Origin of the sequence: Prevotella multiformis DSM 16608 (genome assembly GCF_000191065.1) — a bacterium.
Classification (GTDB): Bacteria; Bacteroidota; Bacteroidia; order Bacteroidales; family Bacteroidaceae; genus Prevotella; species Prevotella multiformis.
On record NZ_GL872283.1, the window covers coordinates 568036 to 589593 of the forward strand.

The following is a 21558-nucleotide window of genomic DNA, read 5'->3' on the forward strand; positions in this document are numbered from 1 at the left end:
TCTCAAAGGCTAAGGGTTAAATCTTCTGTGAAAGAGAGAAAGCGACCAAATTCCTCAAATACTTTCTTCGGTGTCACATAGGCATAACGCTCGGTGGTCTCAATTTTGCTATGACCAAGCATTTTACTCACTGTTTCAATCGGCACTCCATTCTCCAAGGTTATCAATGTTGCAAAGGTGTGCCGTCCTATATGTGCGGTCAAGGGAATGGCAATCCCTGCTCTCAGTTGTAGGGCTTTCAGGAGGAAACGGTAGGTTTCGTAACTGATAGTCGGCAAAAGCGTGTCCCGTTCATCCGAATGGTATGTATCAAGCAGAGCAACGGCTTGGGGCAGAAGTTTTACCCGACAAAGGGTATTAGTCTTTTGTCTTCTGAATTTAAGCCACATAGCCCCTGCATCATCCTGCACAAGATGTTCCTTGCGCAGATTCATCATGTCGCAAAAGGCTGTGCCTGCGTAGCATGTGAACAGGAAAAGGTTACGGGCAAGTGTTAGTTCTGTTTCCTCCTCTTCTAATCGGACTTGCCTTATCTTGTCCAAAGAAGCCCTGTCCAAAGCTCTGGGCAATTTACTCTCTCCTCTGTCTATCTTGACAAGGTCAAAGAGAGGACGGTCTATGATACCCTCGCGAAAAGCCAAACGGCATACTTTCTTGACCGTCAAAGCCATCTTGCGGTAATAACTCTGTGAATGACCGTGTTTTCCCACGCTGTATTGATGCAAGCCGTCCAAGAAATCCTTGGTTAGTTGCCCAAAGGTGATGTCAGCGGTATGGTATCGCTCTAAAATAAAGACTTGCAGATGCTTTCGGAGCATGTAATAGACCGAGTGCCAACGTGCCGTAATCTCCACACCAACTAATTGCTTCTCGTCTTCCACCATTTGGTCATAGCGTTGCAAGAACGTAGTGCGGTTCTGCATTGAACCCTGAAACTGTTCCTTGATGTCTTTTGCAGAGAACTCTATACCTCTATCGCAAAGCGTTTGGTACGCTCATTGTACAGAGAGGAGCAGCTGTTCCAACTTTGCATTGGTTGCCACTGCTTCACGGCTCTTGCCATTCAATCGGCTCTCTCGCACATTCCACAACCTTGGGGGACACGAAAGCTTACTGCTGAATTGAGCCATCGTGCGATTGTAGGTTATCCGTCCCATAATCGGAGCCTGCCCCGACTTGTCCAAACCGCTCTTTTTGAGGTAGAGCAAAACCTTCATTTTTTCTTTTTGCATACGCTTCTGTTTTTGTGGGCAAAGTTACCCGTTTTTGAAGCGTTTTCGGTTATGCAAAATGTTGTGAGTCAGTGCATAAACACCATAATATCAAAAATCGATACCACTGTACAAACTGCTTATCGTTACCTCATTTTATTCACACACATTTGGCTAACGATTTGGTAACGTATCTTCTGCACAAATCCACATTTTCTGCACTTTCACCATCAAAGCAGCACACGGCAATAATCCGTATTTCTCACACATTCTCAATCACTTACCATCAATCTACATAAATCAACCTTTTTCTTGCATTTTCCCGACACAACTTTTTGGGTCTGTCCTTGTTAGATAAAATAGACTTAAACTTATGATTTCTTTGAATTATCGGTCATTATAGGTTTGCCGTTGCCAAAATAAACACATTTTTATAATGCTTGCAGTGTGAAACAGAAAACCAAGCCTCTGGATAAGTAAAACAGCTGCAACGCCGATGGATAAAAAGATACAGAGGTTTCAGTTTATTTTTACCGGACAGTGATATTCTTGAATATGCCTGCCTGACAGTATCTGTGGTGGGCAGTTATCAGTCTGGCATTGGGCAGAATGATGACTAATCAGCCGGTCTTTGTCGGGTTGAATGATGATTTCTGAAGAATTGCGATAGAATGTTTACCAATCAGTTTTTGGTAGACTATGACTCCGCAATTTATCCTATAGGGCGATGTAAAATTATTCGCTCGGTAGGATAAATTGCGGATTTTTGTTGTAGCTTAGTATCTGAAGCTTGCAGTGAGGGTTATATTGCGTCCGTCCGCATGTGCATATTCCGCATTGCGGGCCATCAGCATGGAGGACGGAGTGTAATAGGTGTAGTTCAGCAGATTGGAAACGGACAGGCTCAGATCCCATGCCTTCAGCCTTACTCCTGCCGTAAGATTCAGAAGGTTGATGCGGTTCACCTTTCCTTCTCCTTCGTTGTATGCCCCTGCGGCATTCGGTGCAAAGCGGTCACGTTTTCCCGTATGGATGTACTGTAGGTTCAGATAAGTGTTCTTGACCGGAGCATAATTGACGTACATTGCCAGTTTGGCGGCCGGAATGGAGATGCTTGACATGTAGGTGTCCCAATCTCCTGATGCCGATTTCAGCTTTCCTTCGAACCATGAAAGGTTTGCTCCTGCCTTGAGGTTGCTTAGAATCTGTGCATCTGCGCTTAGTTCAATGCCATAGACCTTCTGCGGTGTACGGTTCACTACCCAGAATCCGTTTTCAATCTTGAGGTCGCTACCCAGTTTTGAGTAGGTGTAGAAGAATGATCCGTTGATCTGCAGCCAGTTGTTGATGTTTGAATAAGCTCCTATTTCGTAGTTGTCCGTCTTTACCGGTTCGGTGGAGATTTTTTCGAGTACATCCGCTTTGGCAGCACGCAGGGTGCGTCCCAGGTCGAAGATGGAGAAACCCTGTGAGAAAGCGACGAAAGGCTGGAAGACGGGATACCTGTTATAGGAAAGCCCGATATTGAACGAGAGGTTGTTGTATCTGAGCGAGCCACCTTTCACATGAACCTGCGGGGCAGAGAGCTTGTTACGCAGCACATCGTAATCGGGCACGCTTACATTGATGAAGTCGTAGCGTCCGCCTAGCTTGATGTTGAACCACTGCCACAGCGTTGTCTTTGTCTGCAGGAACGGCGCATGGCTGTTGCTTGTCAGCCACGGCATCCAGTAACGTCCGTCGACGAGGGGCTGTGCCGTCTTGTCGAAAAGGTAATCATAACCATAGACAAGGTGCGTGAAAGCATTGTCCGAGAATATGAGACGAGTGCTGAACTGCGTGCGGAAACCGAATTTACGGTCCTTGACGGCCGACTGTCCGCTGGTCTCCTCCCAGCGTGGCTGTGCCGGATTGGCTTTCCTGAAGTCGAAGATGGTGTACAGGCTCGATCCGTAGACAGCCGTTTCAAAATCCGTATGGGCGAACAGATCATGTGACGTGAACTTCAGGTAGGCATTGTGGTTGTAGCGTGTTCCCTCGTCCACTGCCAGCGGATCCCTGTCACCGACGATGCCGATGGCCGGCTGCTTCAGGTATTTGCCGCCGGAAGGGACAAGGCGTGTGTCCTGCAGACTGCGGTAGAAGTTGTACATAAGTTCGATTCTGTTCTTCGGCGAAAAGGCATAGCCCAGTTTCACGAGTGCATTCGTCGTATAGGTGTCTCCAAGCCCGTACCGGGGCGAGATGAACTGTCCGTCCCCGTCGACACTGCTTCCTGTCCGTCCGAATGTCCCATTGACAAGGTAGTCGAGATTCCCGGCCGCCCCGTATAGCTGCTGGTTGATACGATATCCTTGTCCCTTTCCCTGACGGAAGAAGTTGTAGGTAGAACCGGAGAGCGTCGTCTGTCCGCCGATGGCTCTGTGGGCAGCATTCTTCTTGGTGATGATATTGATCAGGCCGCCGATGGCACCATTTCCGTATAATGCCGTTGATCCTTTCACGATCTCGATATGGTCGATTGCCGATACGTCGATCGTACGGATGTCGCGGTCGGTAGAGCGCAGAGGGGTAGACTGCGGAATACCGTCGATCAGGATAAGCGCGCTTCTGCCGCGGAGCGACTGTGAACGCGAACTGGTTGTATTGCTCGACAGTGCCATGCCCGGTGTGAGCAGTCCCAGCAGATGTGACATATCCGGGGCGACCTTGCTCATCTCGGCAATCTGTTTCTGGTCGATGATTGTGACCGTTGCCGCTGCGTTCGACTTCACCTCCGGAATGCGGGTCGTGCTGATGGTTACTTCCTTCAGCTGCAGAGTCGCTTCTTGTGTGCTGTCAGTCTGTGCATGACAGGGAATGGCAGCCGTGGCTGCTATCGCAAGTGACAGAAAAATCTTTTTTTTCATTTTGAATGCAATCTTGTTAAATAATAATTAAAGATGTGCAAAAGTATGGAAACGCATCCTTTCCTGCAATACCTAAAACAAGGTATTCTCATGACGTACAATCTGTTCTTCCCCTGCTGATGCGGTCTTGTCCTATGGCCATGCAATAATCAGCACGCTTTGTCGTTAGATGGAATATATGCAGTGGACAGACAGAATCCGGCAGGTAAAGATATTCCTGGTAGTGGCGGCAATCATCATTGCCGTCGCCTCGCTGGCTGTGTCCCATTTCCTGACCGATGACCTTGCCAGGCAGGAGCGGAGCAGAATGCAGGTCTGGGCAGAAGCGATGAAGTCGCTGAGCGAGGCGGATGAGAACACGGACCTGAGCCTGGTGCTGAAGGTGCTGGACGAGAACAACTCTATCCCGGTCGTCGTCCTGGACAGTGAGGGCACTGTTACGGATTGCCGTAACGTAAGTGTCAGGGCACACAATGCCGCCGACCGTACGGCGAAACTGGCGGATATGGCCTTGCGGATGAAATCGGCGGGGCGGGTGATCCGTATTCCTTTAAGCAGCCGCCGCGGAGATTACATAGACGTGTGTTATGATGAATCGCTGATGCTGAAGCGCATAGCTGTCTATCCTTACATCCAGCTGGGCGTGGTGATGCTTTTCGTGGTCGTGGCGGTCATGGCCCTGCTCACCTCGAAGCGGGCGGAGCAGAACAAGGTGTGGGTGGGCCTGAGCAAAGAGACGGCCCATCAGCTGGGTACGCCCATTTCCTCGCTGATGGCATGGACGACAATCCTGAGGGAAAACTATCCCGACGACGAACTGCTGCCGGAGATGGACAAGGACGTGAAACGGCTGCAGCTCATCGCCGACCGTTTCTCCAAGATCGGCTCCGTCCCCGAGCCTGTCCCTGCCGACCTGAAGGAGGTGCTGCAGCACGTCGTGGACTACATGAACCGGCGTACATCCCGGAAGATAGACATCAGGACCGAGTTCCCGTCCGGCAACTTTATTGTAAAGATGAATGCCTCGCTCTTCGAATGGGTTGTGGAGAATCTCTGCAAGAATGCCGTCGATTCGATGGGCGGTGCGTCCGGTTCCATCACGATCCGTCTGGAAGAGGCCGGAAGACGTGTTGTCGTAGAGGTCTCGGACACGGGCAGGGGAATTAAAAAGAAGGATATAAGAAATGTGTTCCGTCCTGGTTTCACGACCAAGAAACGTGGCTGGGGACTGGGATTGAGCCTTGCCAGGCGCATCGTGGAGGAATACCATCACGGAAGGATCTTCGTGAAGAGTTCAGAGATCGGGAAGGGAACCACTTTCCGTATTGAACTTGGGAAGGAGCAGGAAATGCGCCAGATATAAGGGCAGATAACCAGCAGAGGGACATACGGAGGATGTCTGTCCTTGCGAATCGGATACCTGAAGCGCTCCCTCATGCGCTTTCCGGGGGCTGAATCGTGAGTACCTTTTCTGCACGCTGACGGCTGGTACTCCTGTTCCCGGCGGCCGGTACCCGTGTTCCCAGGCATCGGTACTCCTGTTCCCGACCGGTTGGGAACAGGATTCCCGGTGTCCTTGATGACCCATCCTGATCTGCAAGACGCTTCTTTGCCGTATCAGTTGAATCGGCAGACACTCTTTTCGCAAGCCTGCCGGATTGTCGGGTACAGGTGGAAAGTCCATGCCGGAACGGCAGGGCGACAATGCCCCTGTCGGATTGCCGTAGCACCGGAACGCTGCTTCCGTAGTCCGTCATCGTATGTTCCATGGCCTGCTTTTGCAGGCAGCCGGCTCCTGTGCCGGCTGCTGCTCCGGCTTGCCGGTGCATACGTTTTACAGGCTGTCTTATATAGGAAAGGAATGGTGATGCAGGAGAGGCTTGCTTTATGCGTCCTCACTTTTTTTACTTTTAATTTGCTTATAATCAGAAAAATATTCGTAACTTTGCAACCCAATTATGGACTTGGAAACCCTTAAGATTGACTTGAAAGGTCTGGAAAAAGGTGCAAGTCACCTTGATTTCGACCTGGATGACACTTACTTTAAGGCGATTAACGCTCCCGAAGTGAGGCGGGGGTGCGTGCGTGTGTCGGTCGACATCGTGCGCACGGAAAATGATTTCTTTACCCTGGACTTTCATGAGACAGGCACGGTGATGGTTCCGTGCGACCTCTGTCTCGAACCGATGGAGCAGTCTGTAGAGACAACGCAGCGTCTCGAAGCGAAATTCGGAACAGAAAACTCAGAAGAGGACGACCTTGTGACGGTGGCCGAGGACGAAGGAATACTCGATGTCACATGGCTCCTCTACGAATTCATTGCCCTCGCAATCCCTATCAAGCATGTGCATGCACCTGGAAAATGCAACCCTGCTATGATACGAGCTCTCGAAGAGCACTCTGCCGCCCGAAGCGGTCAGGAAGACGGGGTAGCGGTGGATCCGCGCTGGGAAACTCTATTAAAACTGAAAGAATAATATATTAAACGTTTAAAGAATTATGGCACATCCAAAAAGAAGACAGTCAAAGACCCGTACACTCAAGAGAAGAACTCACGATAAGGCAGTAGCTCCTACACTGGCAGTATGCCCCAACTGTGGCGCTTATTATGTTTACCACACGGTTTGTCCTACCTGCGGTTACTATCGTGGCAAGGTTGCTGTCGTAAAGGAAACAGCTGAATAGACATGAGCAACATCAATGCGATCATCACAGGTGTCGCAGGTTACGTGCCCGACTATGTCCTCAACAACGAGGAACTGTCGCGTATGGTGGATACCAATGACGAGTGGATTACCACCCGCACGGGCATCAAGGAGCGCCGCATTCTCACGGAGGAAGGTCTCGGCACATCCTATATGGCACGCAAGGCGGCCAAACTTCTGATGAAGAAGACCGGTGCCGATCCTGACAGTATCGATGCTGTCATCGTCGCCACTACGACTCCTGACTATCCGCACCCTTCCACAGCTTCCATTGTCTTGGGCAAGCTGGGTCTGAAGAACGCTTTCGCATTTGACTTTGCTGCTGCGTGCTGCGGCTTCATGTATGCTTTCGATGTTGCCTGCAACATGATTCAGAGCGGCCGTCACAAGCGCATCATCGTAATCGGAGCTGACAAGATGTCGGCCATTACCGACTACCGTGACCGTGCGACCTGTCCGCTCTTCGGCGACGGGGCAGGTGCTGTGATGGTGGAAGGGACGACCGAGGAAAACATCGGTCTGATAGACTCCTACCACCGTACGGACGGCAAGGGACTTCCGTTCCTCCACATCAAGGCGGGCGGTTCCGTATGCCCTTCTTCCCGGTTCACGGTCGACCATCGGCTGCATTACACTTACCAGGAGGGGCGCACAGTGTTCCGTTATGCTGTCACGGCCATGGGCGACGACTGTGCGACTTTGCTGGAACGCAACGGTCTGACACAGGAGGACATCAATTATGTTGTCTGTCATCAGGCCAATCTGCGTATCATCGAGGCTGTGGCAAAGCGTATCGGTGTTCCGATGGAGAAGGTGCTGGTGAACATCCAGCGTTACGGCAACACCAGCGCCGCCTGTATGCCGCTTGTTCTCTGGGACTTCGAATCGAAACTGAAGAAAGGCGACAGAATCATCTTCACGGCTTTCGGAGCGGGTTTCGTCAATGGTGCCTCTTATTACAGGTGGGCGTATGACGGAGCTTCCGCAGCGGTTAAGAAATAAAGACGCTAAGTTATCATACACAAAAGAACGCATCTTTCTTTTCCCAATAAGATTGATGCGTTTTTTTAGGAGTCAAGTTTGTCAAGGAGTTGAAACAGATTGACCGGGGCGGCTCCTCCCCGGTAACTTAGAAAAGATTATGCACAAAGCAGGATTCGTAAACATCGTCGGCAATCCGAATGTCGGGAAGAGCACACTGATGAACCAGCTCGTCGGTGAGAAGCTCAGCATTGCCACTTTCAAGGCACAGACAACGCGCCACCGTATCATGGGTATCGTCAATACGGAGGATGCTCAGATCGTCTTCTCGGACACGCCGGGCGTGTTGAAGCCGAACTACAAGATGCAGGAGATGATGCTCCAGTTCTCCGAGTCGGCCCTGGCCGATGCCGATGTCCTGCTTTATGTGACGGATGTCATCGAGAATCCGGAGAAGAACATGGACTTTCTGGAGAAGGTCGCGAAGATGACGATTCCGGTCATTCTCCTGATCAACAAGATTGACGAGAGTGACCAGTCGAAGCTCGTCGAGCTTGTGGAGAAGTGGCACAGCCTGCTTCCCGATGCGGAGATTCTCCCCATATCGGCCAAGAACAAGTTCGGGACGGACATTCTCATGAAGCGTGTCCGAGAACTGCTGCCGGAGAGTCCGGCCTTCTTTGACAAGGACCAGCTGACGGACAAGCCTGCAAGGTTCTTCGTCTCAGAGATCATCCGTGAGAAGATCCTGCGCTATTACGACAAGGAAATCCCTTATTCAGTTGAGGTTGTCGTTGAGCGTTTCAAGGAGGATGACCGCCAGATACATATCAATGCGGTCATCTACGTTGAGCGCAGCAGCCAGAAGGGCATCATCATCGGGCACCAGGGAATGGCACTGAAGAAGATGTCGACCGAGGCCCGCAAGAGTCTGGAGCGTTTCTTCGACAAGAAGATTTTCCTTGAGACGTTCGTGAAGGTGGACAAGGACTGGCGCAACTCGCAGAAGGAGCTGAACAACTTCGGGTATAATCCGGAGTGATCCGAGAGGAAGAGTAAAAAAGTGAAAAGGTGAAAAAGTAAAAAGCGCCGGTTCTTACGGGGGATGCCTGACGGAAAAAAACGTAGAGAGGTCTTGGGGCTTTTGGCCTCCGGAACTGATGGTGACTATGGGTCCAATTCGGCTGACAAGGCTGACGGAACCAATGGATCTGACAGTCCTCCCTGAACATAAGAGAAACAGAATCGCCCTGACTGCTTAGTAGGGTATACTCTCGCACAATGCGAGGGCTGGGGAATGGTCATCCCCGGCAAATATTCATCGGATGCCTGACCACATCCGGCGCCTTTTCATGATACGCTTGGCGGCATGGCTCTTGCATCATGAGGAGGAAAAAGACCAGCATGAATGGCAAATTTAGTAGCTATCGTGGGACGCCCGAACGTAGGTAAGTCCACGCTTTTCAACCGACTGACCCAGACCCGTCACGCTATTGTGAGTGACACGGCCGGTACTACCCGTGACCGCCAGTATGGCAAGTGCCAGTGGAACGGCCGTGAGTTCTCTGTTGTTGATACAGGTGGATGGGTCGTCAAATCAGATGATATTTTTGAAGATGCGATCCGCAAGCAGGTGCTTGTGGCGACTGAAGAGGCCGACCTCGTGCTCTTCCTTGTTGATACCGAGACCGGTGTCACCGACTGGGACGAGGATGTCGCAATGATTCTCCGCCGTACCAAGCTGCCTGTGCTTCTTGTCGCCAACAAGGTGGACAACAGCGGCGAGTCCTATCAGGCGGCCGAGTTCTATAAGCTCGGTCTGGGCGATCCCGTCTGTATCAGTGCCGCTACGGGCGGCGGTACAGGCGACCTGCTCGACCTGCTGCTTGAGCGGCTGAAGGATGCGCCGGACGAGACGGTCGACCAGGACATACCCCGTTTCGCCGTCGTAGGCCGTCCTAACGCCGGCAAGTCGAGCATCATCAATGCCTTCATCGGCGAGGACCGTAATATCGTGACCGAGATTGCCGGTACGACCCGCGACAGCATCTATACCCGTTACAACAAGTTCGGTTTCGACTTCTATCTCGTCGATACTGCCGGCATCCGCCGCAAGAACAAGGTGACCGAGGATCTGGAATTTTACAGTGTCATGCGTTCCATCCGAAGCATCGAGAACTCTGATGTCTGCATCCTTATGCTGGATGCAACCCGTGGCATCGAGGCGCAGGATATGAACATCTTTCAGCTCATACAGCGTAACAACAAGAGCCTTGTTGTCGTTGTGAACAAGTGGGACTTGGTGGAAGACAAGAACCAGAAGGTTATCGATACTTTCGAGAATGCTATCCGTAAGCGTATGGCACCGTTCGTCGACTTCCCGATCATCTTTGCTTCTGCACTGACCAAGCAGCGTATCTTTAAGGTGCTGGAAACGGCAAAGGAAGTCTATCAGAACCGCAAGAGGCACATCGGTACGACGAAGCTGAACGAGGTGATGCTGCCCATCATCGAGGCGACGCCGCCCCAGTCGGTGAAGGGGAAGTACATCAAGATCAAGTATTGCTCACAGCTGCCCAACACGCAGATACCGTCTTTCGTGTTCTATGCGAACCTGCCGCAGTATGTCAAGGAGCAGTATCGCCGTTTCCTGGAGAACAAGATACGTGAGAACTGGAATCTGCATGGCTGTCCGATCAACGTGTTCGTCCGTCAGAAGTAGCCGTAGGAGGTGTGTATATGAAGTGGATGATACTACCCTTTCTTTTTGCTTCGGCATTGCTGCTGGCGGCTTGTGGAAGTAAGAAGGAGGAGGTTGATCAGGGAGAACTGGCTGCCCGTGCGGCCAGACTCTATTATGAACAGCTGCTGAAAGGGAAGTACGAAGCCTTTTTGGAGGGTGAGAACCGTCCGGGAAAGCTGCCTGATGGCTATCGGAAACAGCTTCTGATTAACCTTCAGCAGTTTATGGAGCAGCAGAAGAGTCAGCACAAAGGGATTGATTCCATCTCGCTGACTTCATCTGTATTCTCGGAGAAAGACAGTACAGCCAGTGCTTTTCTGCTCTTTCATTTTGGTGACAGGATGACGGAACAGGTCGTTGTCCCGATGATCAAGAAGAAAGGCGTGTGGAGGATGAGATAAGCACTGTGTGGGATAAAGAGACGCGAACGGATTTTCCTGTCACTCCCGTCATACTTCGCTGACGCTCAAAGTGTTTATATACAGCGTATTGGCTGTAAATGTTAAAATGACAGCCGGCAAAACAAAAACTTATCTGGTAAGGAAAGTCGGTCTCTTGAAAGTTTTAGTGGCGGCATGAAAGCCTGTGTGTAAGGGATTGTTCTGCACTTTCCAGGCAGGTTTTATCATCCCTGTTTCCGGGGCGCTCTTTGGCGGTCGAAGGGGGCTTGAGCGGAGTCTGACAGAGGCTTGTCTGCAGTCCTGCCAAGCCTCTGTCTGCATGGTCTTTAATGATCGGCTCTCTTGTGTCTGCCGATGGGAAAAGACAATCCCTTATCCTCCCTATCTTGGCAGGAAGGATAAGGGATTGTGCAGGTATATATCAGTGTTTCATGAGCTGCCGGGTCTCCTTACAGCGCAGTCTTGTTTTCTTCTATGCTCTTGACTTTCTTGAAGAGGTCGGAAGCGAAGACGAGGTCGTTCAGCTTCTGGTTGTGGGAGGAAATGACCGTGTCCTTGTCGCCTTGCCATTCCTTCTTGCCGTCAGCAATGAAGATGATATTTTCACCAATGCCCATCACCGAGTTCATGTCGTGGGTGTTGATGATGGTTGTCATATTGAACTCACGTGTGATACTTGTCAGCAGTTCATCGATGACCAATGAGGTTTTCGGATCCAGTCCGGAGTTCGGCTCGTCACAGAAGAGGTACTTCGGGTTCATCACGATGGCGCGTGCGATGGCGACACGCTTCTGCATACCGCCCGAAATCTCACCGGGGAACTTCTCTTCGGCGCCGGTCAGGTTTACACGCTCAAGGCATTCCATAGCCCTTTTGTCACGCTCCTGTGAGGTCATGTCCGAGAACATATCCAAAGGGAAACGCACGTTTTCCAGCACGGTAAGCGAGTCGAAGAGAGCTGCACCCTGGAAAATCATTCCCATCTCACGACGCATGAGAATCTTCTCCTTCTTTGTCATGTTGACGAAGTTGCGCCCGTCATAGAGCACTTCGCCGCTGGTCGGGTCGAGCAGGCCGGTGAGCGACCGCATCAGTACGGTCTTTCCCGCACCGCTCTGTCCGATGATGAGGTTCGTCTTCCCGTCTTCAAAGATGGTGTTTATATCCTTCAGCACTTCCTTGTTGCCGAACGACTTGTAGAGATGTTTTACTTCAATCATAATGAGAACTTCCTCCAGTCCCTCCCAAGGAGGGCAGTAGGTTTTGCTTTTTCACCTTTTCAATGTTTACTTTCCCCTCGGGGAGAGGTGTTCATATTAACTCAATATCTGCGTCAGGAACACATCGCTGAAGAGAATCAGGACACTCGAGCAGACGACGGCATCGGTGGATGCCTTGCCCACTTCTACGCTGCCGCCTTTCACCGTGTAGCCCATGTAGGAGGATACGCTTGAGATGATGAAGGCGAAGAAGAATCCTTTGATGATGCTCATCCACATGAACCAAGCATTGAAGTCGTGCTGCAGCCCGGCGGTCAGGTCGATCGGCGTGATGATGTGCCCGATGTATGCCGTTGCATACGCTCCGATGATACCCGTAGCCGCCGAGAAGATGACAAGGAACGGCATGATGGTGATCAGTCCCAACATTTTCGGCAGGATGAGGTAGCTGGCGGAATTGATGCCCATAATCTCCAGGGCGTCGATTTGCTGCGTGACCCGCATCGTCCCCAGCTCTGATGCGATGTTCGACCCGACCTTCCCCGAAAGGATCAGGCACATGATGCTGCTGGAGAACTCCAGCAGCATGATTTCGCGCGTCACGTAGCCCGACACCCAGTGAGGCATCCAGGGGCTCTGCACGTTGAGCTTGATCTGTATACATATCACCGCACCGATGAAGAACGAGATGAGCAGGACGATGCCGATGGAGTCGACCCCCAGCTGCGACATTTCCTTGACGTACCGTTTCAGGAACATCCGCATCCGTTCAGGGCGGCTGAACGACCGTCCCATCAGTATAAGATAATTGCCGAATGTGTTCAGCCACTTGAAGACAAGCATGATTTCTCCTTTTGGTTTGAATGTGCAAAATTAGCCAAAATATCACAGAAACAGGCAGGAAAGACATTATTTAATAGTCGGGAAGGCTGCTTTCCGCCCTTTGTAGACGGTGTCTCCGCACCAGTCGTAGGTGTGTTTCCCCGATGTTCTTCGTATCCCCGCAGGATAACCGGGCAGGTGCAGGCTGTGAAAAGCGGTCCGGCAGAGTGCGGGAGATGTAGCCCGATGTGCGGACCGGCGGCAGCCCCGTGCCGGCACAAGCCCTGCTGGCGGCGGAGACAGGCGGCAGCGTACGCCCCCCGGCCGTATGCAGCTCTTCTCTTTTGTTTCTTTTCACGTCTTTATGACGGCTGTCTGCTTTTAATTTATTAATTTTGCAGCGATTGCAGCGGTGGTGTCAGGTGATGCCCGCCTGTGTAAATGCTAAAAGAAAAAGCTATGTCAGAGACAGATAAGATTGTGGTCCGTCCGCAGGAGGAGGGGAGTGTGCTCCGGACGGAGAAGCTGGTGAAGCGGTACGGGAAGCGTACGGTAGCCAACGGGGTAAGCATCCATGTGCGGCAAGGGGAAATCGTGGGACTGCTCGGACCGAACGGTGCCGGAAAGACAACGTCGTTCTATATGACGACGGGGCTTGTCGTTCCGAATGAGGGGCACGTCTACATCGACGATCGGGAAATCACCAACTTCCCCGTCTACAAGCGCGCCCGTGCCGGCATCGGCTATCTGCCGCAGGAGGCGAGCGTCTTCCGCAAGATGAGTGTGGAGGACAACATCATGAGCGTACTGGAAATGACGAAGCTCTCGAAGCAGGAGCGCATCGACAAGATGGAGGCCCTCATACGGGAATTCCGGTTGGAGAAGGTGCGCAGGAACCTCGGCGACCGTCTCTCCGGCGGTGAGCGTCGCCGCTGCGAGATAGCCCGCTGCCTGGCGATCGACCCGAAGTTCATCATGCTCGACGAGCCGTTTGCCGGGGTAGATCCGATTGCCGTCGAGGACATCCAGCACATTGTATGGCGGCTGAAGTTCCGCAATATCGGAATCCTCATCACGGATCATAATGTACATGAAACGCTGAACATCACCGACCGCGCCTATCTCCTTTTTGAGGGGCGCATCCTCTTCAAGGGGACGCCGGAGGAGCTGGCTGCCAACAAGATCGTGAAGGAAAAGTACCTCGGTACAGACTTCGTCCTGCAGAAGAAAGACTTCCAGCTGCTCGACCAGCGCAAGCGGGCGCAGGAAGAGGCAGACGGCATTGTCCGCCAGTAATCCGGCCTCCCGGCAGTCGCCGTAGCGTCGCTGATACGGTGTCGTCACCGTCCACGACCGTGTCCCCAAGCATCGGGCACGGCATTTCCGGCCGTTCCGGTTGTGGAGTCCGGTGTTGCGGCCTTTCGCCTGGAAGGTACGGATGGGCGTGGACGTGCTGTGGGGAAGCGGCAAGGTCATGGCTGGATCCGGAAGGGATATACCCGTCCTCCAGCCCCGTCCTCCTTGGTTAAAAAAACAAATTTCCACCTGTATATTATAAAGGTATGCGATTTTTTAAGTACCTTTGCACCTCAAAGACTGCGGGGAGGGAGTGTGTCTTCTCGCAGCTGTACGCTGTTGATAAATAACAATAAACAATAATATAGAACATCAAAGATGAAAATTTCATTTGAGAATCCCGACAAGGTGAACGGTCTGATGACGATTACCGTTGAGGAAGCTGATTACAAGGATGAGGTGGAGAAGACCCTCAAGGATTACCGCAAGCACGCCAATGTCCCCGGCTTCCGTCCGGGGCAAGTGCCGATGGGCTTGGTCAAGCGTCAGTACGGCATGCAGGTCAAGATGGATACCATCAACAAAATCCTGGGTGAGAACCTTCAGAAATACATTGCCGACAACAAAATCCAGATGCTGGGCCAGCCGCTGGCGCCGGAGGCCGGGGAGGCTGTCGATCTGGAAAAGGCTGCTCCTTATGAGTTCAAGTTCGATATTGCCGTTGCTCCTGAGTTCAATATTGAACTGAGCGGAAAGAACAAGGTCGATTACTATGAGATCGCCGTTGACGACAAGCTGATCGACCAGCAGGTAGAGATGTTCCGGAGCCGTGCAGGCCACTACGACAAGGCCGAGACCTTCGACCCGGAGCAGCGTGATATGCTGAAGGGGGATCTTCGCGAGCTGGACGAGAACGGCAATACGCTCGAGGGCGGCATCACTGTGGAGGGCGCTTCGATGATGCCGCAGTACATCAAGGTCGAGGATCAGAAGAAACTTTTTGACGGATCCAAGCTGGGCGACATCATCACTTTCAACCCGACTGCCGCTTATCCCGACAACGATATAGAAGTCTCTTCTCTCTTGAAGATCAAGAAGGAGGAAGTGGCCGAGCATAAGGGCAACTTCTCTTATCAGATTACCGAGATTTCACGCTTTGTCAAGGCTGAGAACAATGCCGAACTCTGGAACGGTGTCTACGGCGAAGAGGCCGGCATCAAGGACGAGGCCGGTTTTCGCAAGGCGATTGCCGACGGTCTGAAGGAACAGCTGAAGGGTGATTCTGACTACAAGTTCATCCAGGATCTCCGTGCTTACTGCGAGAAGAAAGTGGGCAAGCTGACCTTCCCGGACGCACTCCTGAAGCGCATCATGCTCGCCAACAACAAGGACAAGGGCGAGGAGTTCGTAGAGAAAAACTATGAGCAGAGCATCAGGGAACTTACATGGCACCTGATCAAGCAGCAGCTGGCAGCAGCCCACGGCATCAAGGTAGAAGACAATGACGTCCGTGAGAGTGCGCGTCAGATGGCCCGTGCGCAGTTCGCCCAGTATGGTATGACAAACGTTCCGGACGACTACCTGAACGGCTATGCGGATGATATGCTGAAGAAGCGTGAGAACATCGACTCGTTCGTCGAGGCTGCACTCGACCGCAAACTCGCTGCCGCTGTCAAGGAAATTGTCAAGCTGAATGTCAAGAGCGTAAGTCTTGAAGAGTTCAACAAACTTGTAAGCGAACAATAATTTTAGGAAAAATCTTCCTTTAGATAGAGAGGTTATCGATTTTTTTGCTTATCTTTGCTTAAGATATGCAGCCGGATGTCGCCCCCGGGTGGCACGGTGTTTGTATAGATGGCAATGATAAGAGAGGTCGATAACCTCTGTTTTTTTGTCACATTTTATATTATAGAAAGGAAAACAATGAACGACTTTAGAAAGTATGCTACCAGGCATCTCGGGATCGACGGTATGGTGCTGGACGACGTGGTGAAGGCACAGGCACAGTATCTGAACCCGTACATTCTTGAGGAACGGCAGCTGAACGTGACCCAGATGGATGTGTTCTCCCGGCTGATGATGGACCGCATTATCTTCCTCGGCACGCAGATAGATGATTACACCGCCAATACGCTGCAGGCGCAGCTGCTTTATCTGGACTCCGTCGACCCCGGAAAGGACATCTCCATCTACATCAATTCCCCCGGTGGAAGCGTGACGGCCGGACTGGGCATCTATGATACCATGCAGTTCATCTCGAGCGATGTGGCGACCATCTGCACAGGCATGGCCGCCTCGATGGCTGCCGTGCTGCTCGTGGCCGGTCAGGAAGGCAAGCGTTCGGCCCTGACCCACAGCCGTGTGATGATCCATCAGCCGCTCGGCGGCGTACAGGGTCAGGCTTCCGATATTGAGATTGAAGCACGCGAGATACAGAAGTTCAAGAAAGAACTCTATACCATCATCAGCAACCACTCGCACCAGCCGTTTGACAAGGTTTGGAACGACAGTGACCGCAACTACTGGATGACGGCGGAAGAAGCCCGGGAGTACGGCATGATCGACGAGGTGCTGACGAGGAAACCAGTTAGTAACGCTCCAGAAGCAGTAAAGTAAAGGAGAGACGATGCCCCAGAAGAAATGCAGTTTTTGCGGCCGGAGTGAGAAGGACGTGAAGCTCCTGATCACAGGCCTGAACGGTTATATCTGTGAGGACTGTGCGCAGCAGGCTTATAACATCGTCATGCAGACGGGTGCTCTGGCACAGGAACAGAACGGTGACGGCGGACCCTTCAAGATAAAGAAGGTGCCGAAGCCGAAAGAGATAAAGAAGTATCTTGACGAGTATATCATCGGGCAGGATGAGGCGAAACGCTATCTTTCGGTAGCGGTCTACAACCATTACAAACGGCTGCAGCAGCCCAAGGACGATGACGGTGTCGAGATAGAGAAGAGCAATATCATCATGGTCGGCTCTACAGGTACGGGCAAGACTCTGCTTGCCCGCACGATCGCCAAGCTGCTGGAGGTGCCTTTCACGATTGTGGATGCGACCGTCTTCACCGAGGCCGGCTATGTAGGGGAGGATGTGGAGAGTATTCTCTCGCGCCTGCTGCAGGTTGCCAACTACGACGTGGAGGCGGCGGAGCGCGGCATCGTCTTCATCGACGAGATCGACAAGATCGCCCGTAAGAGCGATAACCCCAGCATTACCCGTGACGTAAGCGGCGAGGGGGTGCAGCAGGGTCTGTTGAAGCTCCTGGAAGGAACGATGGTGAACGTGCCGCCCAAGGGCGGACGCAAGCATCCTGACCAGGACTACATACATGTTGACACGCGCAACATCCTCTTCATCTGCGGAGGTGCCTTCGACGGCATCGAGCGCAAGATAGCGCAGCGGCTCAATACGCATACGGTTGGTTACAACTCGGTGCAGAATGTCGCACGGATCGACAAGGCTGACCTGATGAAGTATGTCTTGCCGCAGGATCTGAAGTCGTTCGGCCTCATTCCGGAGATCATCGGGCGTCTTCCGGTGCTGACTTATCTCAATCCGCTCGACCGGGAAGCGTTGCGAAAGATACTCGTCGAGCCGAAGAACTCCATCGTGAAGCAGTATGTCAAGCTGTTCGGCATGGACGGCATCACGCTCAGCTTTACGGATCCGGCACTCGATTACATCGTGGACAAGGCTGTCGAGTACAAGCTCGGTGCGCGCGGTCTGCGTTCTATCGTCGAGGCGGTGATGATGGATGCGATGTTCGATGTGCCGTCCCGGCGTATCAAGTCGTTTGAAGTGACGGAGGAATACGTCCGTCAGCAATTGGACAAGGCGCACATTCAGAAAGCGAATGCTGCCTCGTAACCTTATACACATACAGCCTGCGGATGTGAAGACGGATTCATGTCGGCAGGCTGTGTCGTTTTTCTACCGAACCTAAAAGGATAAGGAACAACCAGCTATTAACATGACACAGGAAGTCAATCTTACCGGAAAACTTAAACATTACTTTGGCTTTGACAAGTTCAAAGGCGATCAGGAGGCCATCATCCGCAATCTTCTTTCCGGACACGACACGTTCGTGCTGATGCCGACAGGCGGCGGAAAGAGCCTGTGCTATCAGCTTCCTTCATTGATCATGGAGGGGACGGCGATTGTCGTCTCTCCGCTCATCGCCCTGATGAAGAACCAGGTGGATGTCATCAACGGCATCAGCGAGGAGGACGGGGTGGCGCATTACCTCAATTCTTCCTTGAAGAAAGCCGAAATCGACCAGGTGCGTGCGGACATTGTCTCGGGACATACGAAACTGCTCTATGTCGCGCCGGAGTCGCTGAACAAAGAGGAGAACATAGCTTTCCTGAAATCAGTAAAGATCAGCTTCTACGCCATTGACGAGGCACACTGTATCTCGGAATGGGGACATGACTTCCGTCCGGAGTATCGGAAGATCCGTCATGCGATTGAAGCGATCGGCGTGGCTCCGGTCATTGCGCTTACGGCGACGGCTACCGACAAGGTGCGTACGGACATCGTGCGCAGTCTGGGCATCGAGGATTGCGTGGAGTTCAAGAGCTCCTTCAACCGTCCGAATCTGTATTACGAGGTACGGGCGAAGAAGAGCGACGACGATACCGACAGGCAGATCATTAAGTTCATCAAGCAGCACGCCGGCAAGAGCGGCATCATCTACTGCCTGTCGCGCAAGAAGGTGGAAGAACTGGCCGCCGTCCTGCAGGCCAATGACATCAAGGCCGCACCTTATCATGCAGGTCTCGACTCGGAGACGCGGTCGAAGACGCAGGACGACTTCCTGATGGAGGATCTGGACGTGATCGTGGCGACGATCGCCTTCGGAATGGGAATCGACAAACCCGACGTGCGCTTTGTGATCCATTATGATATCCCGAAGAGCCTTGAAGGTTATTACCAGGAGACGGGACGTGCCGGACGCGACGGTGAAGAAGGTATCTGTATCGTGTTCTATTCCAAGAAAGACCTGAACAAGCTGGAGAAGTTCATGGAGGGGAAACCGGTCGCCGAGCAGGACATCGGACGGCAGCTGCTGCAGGAGACGGAAGCCTATGCCGAGTCGTCTGTCTGCCGGAGGAAGATGCTGCTGCATTATTTCGGTGAGGAATACCCGAAGGACAACTGCGGAATGTGCGACAACTGCCTGCATCCCAAGAAGAAGATCGAGGGGAAGAAGCAGCTTCTGATAGCCCTTCAGGCGGTGAAGGTGCTGAAGGAGAACTTCCGGCAGGAGTATGTCATCGACTTTATAAGGGGCAGGGCTACTGACGACCAGAAAGACCATAAGCATGACGAACTGGAGGAGTTCGGAGCCGGAGAAGACGAAGATCCGAAGATATGGAATCCTGTCATCCGTCAGGCGCTGCTGGCCGGCTATCTGGAGAAAGACGTCGAGAATTACGGACTTCTCAGACTGACTGCCGCCGGCAGGCGTTTCATGAAGTCGCCGGAGTCGTTCATGATCGTGATGGATGCCGAGTTTAAAGATGATGGCGATGATGAAGAGCCGGTGGCAGGTACGGCTGTTCTCGACCCGGAACTCTTCTCCATGCTGAAGAATCTCCGCCGCAAGATCGCCCGTAAACTGGAGATTCCGCCATACGTGATTTTCCAGGACGTATCGCTGGAACAGATGGCGATGATGTATCCTGTCAACGAACAGGAACTGCAGAATATACAGGGAGTGGGAGCCGGCAAGGCGAAACGCTACGGAAAGGAGTTCTGTGAACTGATAAAACAGCATTGCGAAGAAAACCATATCGAACGGCCGGAGGAACTGCGTGTCAGGACGGTGGCGAAAAAATCGATGCAGAAGGTCAAGATCATCCAGAGCATCGACCGCCAGCTGCCGCTCGACGACATTGCTTCGGCGGAGGGACTCGACTTCGACGATCTGCTGACGAAAGTCGAGGAAATCGTTTATAGCGGGACGAAACTCAATATTGACTACTTCCTTGAGGAAATGTATGACGAGGAGCAGATAGACGACATCTACGACTACTTCATGGACAGTGAGACCGACAGCATTGAGACGGCAATGGAAGAACTGGACGGAGACTACAGTGAAGTTGAAATCCGTCTTGTCCGTATCAAGTTCCTTTCCGAAATGGCCAACTGATGCTGTTGCAGTTCAGACAGTAGGCAGAGGAAAGTGTGCCCCTACAGTTTAGCTGCCGTATGATCTTTTGATGCAGCCTCCTCCGCCAGGGAATATCCGCTGCCGGGACGGCCGTACGCTCAATCCTGTTCCGTTTCCATGCCTTGATGCCGTTGTGCGGATCTTGTTTTCAGCATTGAGCATTTTGCCGGTATGCTATCTGCACAGATCAAGAAACCCGTAGACATATATTATTAACATCAGACTTTATACTCCATGAGAAGATTCCCGGAAAACCTGAAGCCTCTGCTTTTAGTCTTGTTCATTCTGTTCTGTGGCTGTTCGTCAGCGTTTGAGCAGGATGAAGACATCTCCCTCCGCAACCTGCGTGAGGGAGACCTGATGTTTGTTGTGAAGGAACAAAGCAATGCCATTACAGATGCAACGCAGGGCATTGACGGACTGAAGATTGACCATGTGGCGATTTTCCATCATACGGACAGCCTTGATTATGCACTGGAAGCAATCGGGAAAGGGGTTGTGCTTACCGCCCTGACCGACTTCCTCAACCGTGCGAAGGGGAAAGAAGGCAGGCCGCTTATTGCTGTAGGAAGGGTAATTGCCGACTGTGATATAGCTGCTTCTATGAAACGGGCATTGTGCTATCTCGGCAGGCCTTACGACCACTTCTATATGCCCGATGACAAGGAAATCTATTGCAGTGAACTGGTCCAGAAGTCGTTCGTCGACCATCATGGACTCCCGGTATTCCACACTATCCCTATGTCCTTTCATGGTAAAGACGGTAAGATCTTAGACTCCTGGATCCGCTTCTATGGCTTCTACCATCGTGAAGTGCCCGAAGGAGAACCCGGTACTAATCCCGGACAGCTGTCACGTGACAAGGCCGTAAAAGTTGCTTACGCATTCTGAACTCTGACTTTCGAATAACCTGATCATTGTGAATGGCCTTTGTCATACCACAACTCCTTTCAGAGATAATCACAATATAATTTTAAATTCATTTGCTGTCATTCTAACATTTCGAGATAATATCCTGTAAGCTAATCACTTTTACACCTGCTTGGGATGACGGGAATGACAGCAAATAGAATTTAGTGCTGTTCGGTGAGCATTTT

17 protein-coding genes and 1 pseudogene are annotated in these 21558 nt (G+C 52.0%); 13 read left to right on the forward strand and 5 right to left on the reverse strand.

What is annotated here, in order from left to right; translation table 11 throughout:
• Positions 1 to 2 precede the first annotated feature (2 nt).
• A pseudogene (locus HMPREF9141_RS07670) lies at positions 3 to 1232 on the reverse strand (site-specific integrase).
• Positions 1233 to 1987: 755 nt separating this feature from the next.
• Positions 1988 to 4120 (reverse strand): TonB-dependent receptor, encoded by a 2133-nt coding sequence (locus HMPREF9141_RS07675; RefSeq protein WP_007368081.1) that lies wholly within the window; start codon positions 4118 to 4120, stop codon positions 1988 to 1990.
• A 178-nt stretch (positions 4121 to 4298) separates the two neighbouring features.
• Between HMPREF9141_RS07675 and HMPREF9141_RS07680 the strand changes: the two genes are divergently transcribed.
• From HMPREF9141_RS07680 to HMPREF9141_RS07710, 7 genes are all read left to right on the forward strand, one after another.
• Entirely contained in the window at positions 4299 to 5483 is a 1185-nt protein-coding gene (locus HMPREF9141_RS07680; protein WP_174256069.1) for a sensor histidine kinase, read from the forward strand.
• 595 nt (positions 5484 to 6078) lie between these two features.
• Complete coding sequence (locus HMPREF9141_RS07690) at positions 6079 to 6597, forward strand: YceD family protein (protein ID WP_007368084.1); 519 nt, start codon at positions 6079 to 6081, stop codon at positions 6595 to 6597.
• Between the two features lie 22 nt (positions 6598 to 6619).
• Entirely contained in the window at positions 6620 to 6805 is a 186-nt protein-coding gene (gene rpmF / locus HMPREF9141_RS13020) for a 50S ribosomal protein L32 (RefSeq protein WP_004382259.1), read from the forward strand.
• Positions 6806 to 6807: 2 nt separating this feature from the next.
• A complete protein-coding gene (locus HMPREF9141_RS07695; RefSeq protein WP_004352518.1) occupies positions 6808 to 7827 on the forward strand; it encodes a beta-ketoacyl-ACP synthase III in 1020 nt (339 codons plus the stop codon).
• A gap of 139 nt (positions 7828 to 7966) precedes the next feature.
• On the forward strand, positions 7967 to 8848 hold the full coding sequence (gene era, locus HMPREF9141_RS07700; protein ID WP_007368085.1) for a GTPase Era: 882 nt from the start codon (positions 7967 to 7969) through the stop codon (positions 8846 to 8848).
• Between the two features lie 366 nt (positions 8849 to 9214).
• The gene (der, locus tag HMPREF9141_RS07705; RefSeq protein ID WP_007368086.1) at positions 9215 to 10528 is read left to right on the forward strand and encodes a ribosome biogenesis GTPase Der; all 1314 of its coding nucleotides are present in this window, start codon (positions 9215 to 9217) and stop codon (positions 10526 to 10528) included.
• Positions 10529 to 10545: 17 nt separating this feature from the next.
• A complete protein-coding gene (locus tag HMPREF9141_RS07710) occupies positions 10546 to 10950 on the forward strand; it encodes a hypothetical protein (protein ID WP_007368087.1) in 405 nt (134 codons plus the stop codon).
• A 449-nt stretch (positions 10951 to 11399) separates the two neighbouring features.
• Here HMPREF9141_RS07710 and HMPREF9141_RS07715 read toward each other — a convergent pair whose 3' ends face one another.
• The 3 genes from HMPREF9141_RS07715 to HMPREF9141_RS13400 all read right to left on the reverse strand — a co-directional run bounded on the left by HMPREF9141_RS07715 (position 11400) and on the right by HMPREF9141_RS13400 (position 13350).
• Positions 11400 to 12170: an ABC transporter ATP-binding protein gene (locus HMPREF9141_RS07715; protein ID WP_007368088.1), complete on the reverse strand. Its 771-nt coding sequence runs from the start codon at positions 12168 to 12170 to the stop codon at positions 11400 to 11402.
• A 96-nt stretch (positions 12171 to 12266) separates the two neighbouring features.
• Positions 12267 to 13013: an MlaE family ABC transporter permease gene (locus tag HMPREF9141_RS07720; RefSeq protein WP_007368089.1), complete on the reverse strand. Its 747-nt coding sequence runs from the start codon at positions 13011 to 13013 to the stop codon at positions 12267 to 12269.
• A gap of 70 nt (positions 13014 to 13083) precedes the next feature.
• The gene (locus HMPREF9141_RS13400; RefSeq protein WP_007368090.1) at positions 13084 to 13350 is read right to left on the reverse strand and encodes a hypothetical protein; all 267 of its coding nucleotides are present in this window, start codon (positions 13348 to 13350) and stop codon (positions 13084 to 13086) included.
• 101 nt (positions 13351 to 13451) lie between these two features.
• On the opposite strand from HMPREF9141_RS13400, the gene lptB reads away from it, so the two are divergent.
• From lptB to HMPREF9141_RS07750, 6 genes are all read left to right on the forward strand, one after another.
• On the forward strand, positions 13452 to 14288 hold the full coding sequence (gene lptB, locus HMPREF9141_RS07725; RefSeq protein WP_040554968.1) for an LPS export ABC transporter ATP-binding protein: 837 nt from the start codon (positions 13452 to 13454) through the stop codon (positions 14286 to 14288).
• A gap of 378 nt (positions 14289 to 14666) precedes the next feature.
• Entirely contained in the window at positions 14667 to 16034 is a 1368-nt protein-coding gene (gene tig / locus HMPREF9141_RS07730; RefSeq protein WP_007368093.1) for a trigger factor, read from the forward strand.
• A 177-nt stretch (positions 16035 to 16211) separates the two neighbouring features.
• Positions 16212 to 16904 carry an ATP-dependent Clp endopeptidase proteolytic subunit ClpP gene (gene clpP, locus HMPREF9141_RS07735; RefSeq protein ID WP_040554688.1) on the forward strand — a complete coding sequence of 231 codons (693 nt, stop codon included), beginning with the start codon at positions 16212 to 16214 and terminating at the stop codon, positions 16902 to 16904.
• 10 nt (positions 16905 to 16914) lie between these two features.
• Complete coding sequence (gene clpX / locus HMPREF9141_RS07740) at positions 16915 to 18153, forward strand: ATP-dependent Clp protease ATP-binding subunit ClpX (RefSeq protein WP_007368095.1); 1239 nt, start codon at positions 16915 to 16917, stop codon at positions 18151 to 18153.
• Positions 18154 to 18256: 103 nt separating this feature from the next.
• A complete protein-coding gene (gene recQ, locus HMPREF9141_RS07745; RefSeq protein ID WP_007368096.1) occupies positions 18257 to 20440 on the forward strand; it encodes a DNA helicase RecQ in 2184 nt (727 codons plus the stop codon).
• Between the two features lie 255 nt (positions 20441 to 20695).
• Positions 20696 to 21352 carry a YiiX/YebB-like N1pC/P60 family cysteine hydrolase gene (locus HMPREF9141_RS07750; RefSeq protein ID WP_007368098.1) on the forward strand — a complete coding sequence of 219 codons (657 nt, stop codon included), beginning with the start codon at positions 20696 to 20698 and terminating at the stop codon, positions 21350 to 21352.
• Positions 21353 to 21558: the final 206 nt, after the last annotated feature.